Genomic DNA, 4192 nt, shown 5'->3' on the forward strand with positions numbered 1-4192 from the left:
CGCGACGTCGGATGCGGACGCGGTAGTGGTCGTGGCGGATGTGGACTGGGCGCGGTTCACCCCCGCGTACACCAGTGTCCGCCCGAGCGCACTGCTCGCCGACCTGCCCGAAGCACGCGCGGCCCTCACCACCACCTCGGACTCCCTCGCCGGCGCATCGGCCGGCTCGGCGTTGCGCCACCGGCTCGGCGCGCTGCCCGCGGCCGAACGCGACCGCGTACTGCTGGAGTTGGTGCTGGCCGGAGCCGCGGCGACCCTCGGCCACGCCGACGCCGGGGCGGTGGAGGCCACGCGGTCCTTCCGCGATCTGGGCTTCGACTCCCTCACGGCCGTGGAACTGCGCAACCGGCTCGCCTCCGAGACGGGCATGAAGCTGCCCAGCACCCTCGTCTTCGACCACCCGACGCCGACGGCCCTCGCACGGCTGCTGCGCCAGGAGCTGTTCGCCGACGACACCAGCGACCGCGCAACGGACGCGCTGCTGCCCGTCCCGGCTGTGACGGTCACGACGGACGACCCGATCGTCATCGTCGGCATGGCCTGCCGCCTGCCGGGCCAGGTGGAGGGCCCGGACGATCTGTGGCGACTGGTCACCGAAGGCACCGACGCGGTCTCCGAGTTCCCCACCGACCGCGGCTGGGACCTCGACGCGTTGCACGGCTCCACGGACGGCGGCACCAGCCGCAGCCACACCCGTGCCGGAGGCTTCCTCTACGACGCCGCGCAGTTCGACCCCGCCTTCTTCGGCATCTCGCCCCGCGAGGCCCTCGCCGTAGACCCGCAGCAGCGGCTGCTGCTGGAGACGTCCTGGGAAGCCCTGGAGCACGCGGCGATGAGGCCGGACTCGTTGCACGGCAGCCGTACGGGCGTGTTCGTCGGCGCCGGCAGCTCCGGATACGGTGCCGGACTCCGTGAGGTGCCCGAGGGGCTCGGCGGGCAGTTGCTGACGGGGGTCGCGGGCAGCGTGGTCTCCGGCCGCGTCGCGTACACCTTCGGCTTCGAGGGCCCCGCGGTGACCGTCGACACGGCGTGCTCGTCCTCCTTGGTGGCGCTGCACCTGGCGGCCCAGTCGCTGCGGTCCGCCGAGTGCGACCTGGCGCTGGTCGGGGGTGTGACCGTACTGGCCGACCCGGGCGCGTTCGTCGAGTTCAGCTCGCAGGGCGGGCTCGCGGCGGACGGCCGGTGCAAGGCGTTCTCCGACGAGGCCGACGGCACCGGCTGGGCCGAGGGCGTGGGTGTGCTCGTCGTGGAGCGGCTCTCCGACGCCCGCCGCAACGGACACACGGTGCTCGCCGTCGTGGCCGGTTCCGCCGTCAACCAGGACGGCGCCAGCAACGGCCTGACCGCCCCGAACGGTCCCGCCCAGCAGCGGGTGATCCGGCAGGCGCTGGCCGGTGCCGGGCTGAAGCCCGCCGACGTGGACGCGGTGGAGGCGCATGGCACCGGTACGACGCTGGGTGATCCGATCGAGGCGCAGGCCATCCTCGCCACCTACGGTCAGGATCGCGAACGGCCCCTGTGGCTCGGCTCGTTGAAGTCCAACATCGGCCACACCCAGGCCGCCGCGGGTGTCGCCGGCATCATCAAGATGGTGCTGGCCATGAACCACGGCCAGTTGCCGCGCACCCTGCACGCGGAGCGGCCGTCCACCCACGTCGACTGGTCGTCCGGTGACGTCAGGCTGCTGACGGAGAACGCCGAGTGGCCGCAGGCCGAGGGGCGTCCGCGGCGTGCCGGTGTGTCGGCCTTCGGTGTGTCCGGCACCAACGCACACATCGTCCTGGAGCAGCCCGCCCCGGAGCCGCCCGCTCTCGTGGAGCCGGCGCCCTCCTCGGAGGAGCCCCGGGGCGGTGTCCAGGAGGACCTGCCCGCGCTGCTGCCCTGGGTGATCTCCGGCCGCAGCCGAGCCGCGCTGCGTGCGCAGGCCGAGCGGCTGGCCGACCACGTCACGGGCCGTCCCGAGGCGACGGCGGTCGAGGTGGCCGCGTCCCTCGTGCGCTCCCGCTCGGTGTTCGAGCACCGGGCAGTGGTGTGGGGCGCCGACCGCGAGGAGTCGCTGCGCACACTCCGGGCCGTCGCGGACGGCGAGCAGCCTGAGGGCGCCGTCATCGGCTCGGCGCTCCAGGACGGTCGTACGGCCTTCCTGTTCGCGGGGCAGGGCTCCCAACGGCTCGGCATGGGACGGGAGTTGTACGAGACCTACCCGGTCTTCGCCGATGCCTTCGACGCCGTGTGCGCGCACCTGGACACCGAACTGCCGCGCCCGCTGCGGGAGGTGGTCTTCGGTGCCGAGACCGACGTACTGAACCGGACCGAGTACGCCCAGCCCGCCCTGTTCGCCCTCGAAGTGGCCCTGTTCCGGCTGCTGGAGTCCTGGGGCGTGCGCCCCGACGTGCTCCTCGGCCACTCCATCGGTGAGCTGGCCGCCGCGCAGGTCGCCGGCGTGTGGTCGCTGGCCGACGCCTGCCGTCTGGTGGCTGCGCGGGGCCGGCTGATGCAGGCGCTGCCGGCCGGCGGGGCGATGGTGTCGCTCCAGGCGTCCGAGGACGACGTGCTGCCGCTGCTGGCGGGCCGGGAGACCGAGGTCGGTATCGCCGCCGTCAACGGACCGCTGTCCGTGGTGGTCTCCGGCACGGAGGACGCCGTGGCCGAGATCGCCGCCGCCGTCGAGGCACTGGGCAAGCGGACCCGGCGGCTGCAGGTCAGCCACGCCTTCCACTCCCCGCTGATGGAGCCGATGCTCGCCGACTTCCGCGCCGTCGCCGAGAGCATCACCTACGCGGCACCGGGCATCCCCGTCATCTCCGACGTCACCGGCGCACCCGTCACCGCCGAGGAGGTCACCTCCCCGGACTACTGGGTGCGGCATGTGCGGGACGCGGTCCGCTTCGCCGACGGCGTCCGCACCCTCGCCGACCAGAACGTCACCCGTTTCCTCGAACTCGGCCCCGACAGCACCCTGACCACCCTCGCCCAGTCGTGCCTGCCCACGACGGACGGCCTCCAGGTGCCCGTGCTGAGGCCGGACCGCCCCGAGCCGCGGACCCTGATCGCGGCCGTGTCCGCCCTGTTCACGCGGGGCGTCGACGTGGACTGGACGGCACCCCTGCCGTCGCTGACCGGCGCCGCACGGATCGCCCTGCCCACCTACGCCTTCCAGCGCAGGCGCTACTGGCTCGACGTGCCCGCCGGGACCGGCGACGCCTCCGCGCTGGGCCTCGCCGCCACCGGCCATCCGCTGCTCGCCGCCGCGATGCCGGTCGCGGGCAGCGACGCGGTCGTCCTGACCGGACGGCTGTCGCTGCGCTCGCACCCGTGGCTGGCGGAGCACCGGCTCGCCGGGACCGCCGTCGTACCCAGCACCGCGTTCCTGGAACTCGCCGTCCACGCCGGCGACCAGGTCGGCTGCGACGAGGTGCGCGAACTCACCCTGGAGGCGCCCCTGACGGTGCCCGAACACGGCGCGGTCCGGCTCCAGGTCCGCGTCGAGGAGCCGGACGCCCGAGGCACCCGTGCCCTCGCCGTCTACTCATGTTCCGACGACACCCAGCTCGACGAGGCCCCGTGGACCCGCCACGCGGGCGGTCTGCTCGCGCCCGCCGGTACCACGGCCGCGCGGCGGGACGCCCAGGCCGGCTGGGAGGCCGACTTCGCCGTCTGGCCGCCGGCCGGTGCCGAACCGGTCGAGATCGGAGACCTGTACGAACGGTTGGCGGCCGACGCCGGTCTGGAGTACGGCCCCTCGTTCCGCGCGCTCACCGCCGTATGGCGGCACGGCGACGATGTGTACGCCGAGGTCGCACTCGGTGAGGAGGCGCGCGAGCAGGCGCGGCGCTTCGGGGTGCACCCGGCCCTGCTGGACGCGGCGCTGCACCCGCTGGGCCTCGGTCTGCCGGAGGGACTGGGCGACGGGCTGCTTCTGTTCGCGTGGCAGCGCGCCACGCTCCTCGCCGACGGCGCGGGCACGCTGCGCGTCCGGCTGACCCGGTGCGCCGAGGACGCGGTGACGCTCCGGGCCGCCGACGCCTCCGGACAACCGGTCCTCGCCGTCGAGTCGCTGCGGCTGCGGCCCGCCTCCGGCGCGACCGCGGGGGACGGTACGAGCATCTCCGGTGCGCAGGACCGTACGCACGCCGCTGATGACCAGGACCGTACGCACGCCGACACCACAACCGACCGTACGGACGCGGCT

The 4192-nt window shown here is 74.2% G+C and carries 1 pseudogene; it reads left to right on the top strand.

Annotation, left to right across the window (positions count from 1 at the left end):
- Positions 1 to 16: 16 nt before the first annotated feature.
- A pseudogene (locus tag POF73_RS45475) lies at positions 17 to 4192 on the top strand (type I polyketide synthase); the annotation flags it as partial.

The organism is Streptomyces sp. HD (genome assembly GCF_028369295.1).
Taxonomy (GTDB): domain Bacteria; phylum Actinomycetota; class Actinomycetes; order Streptomycetales; family Streptomycetaceae; genus Streptomyces.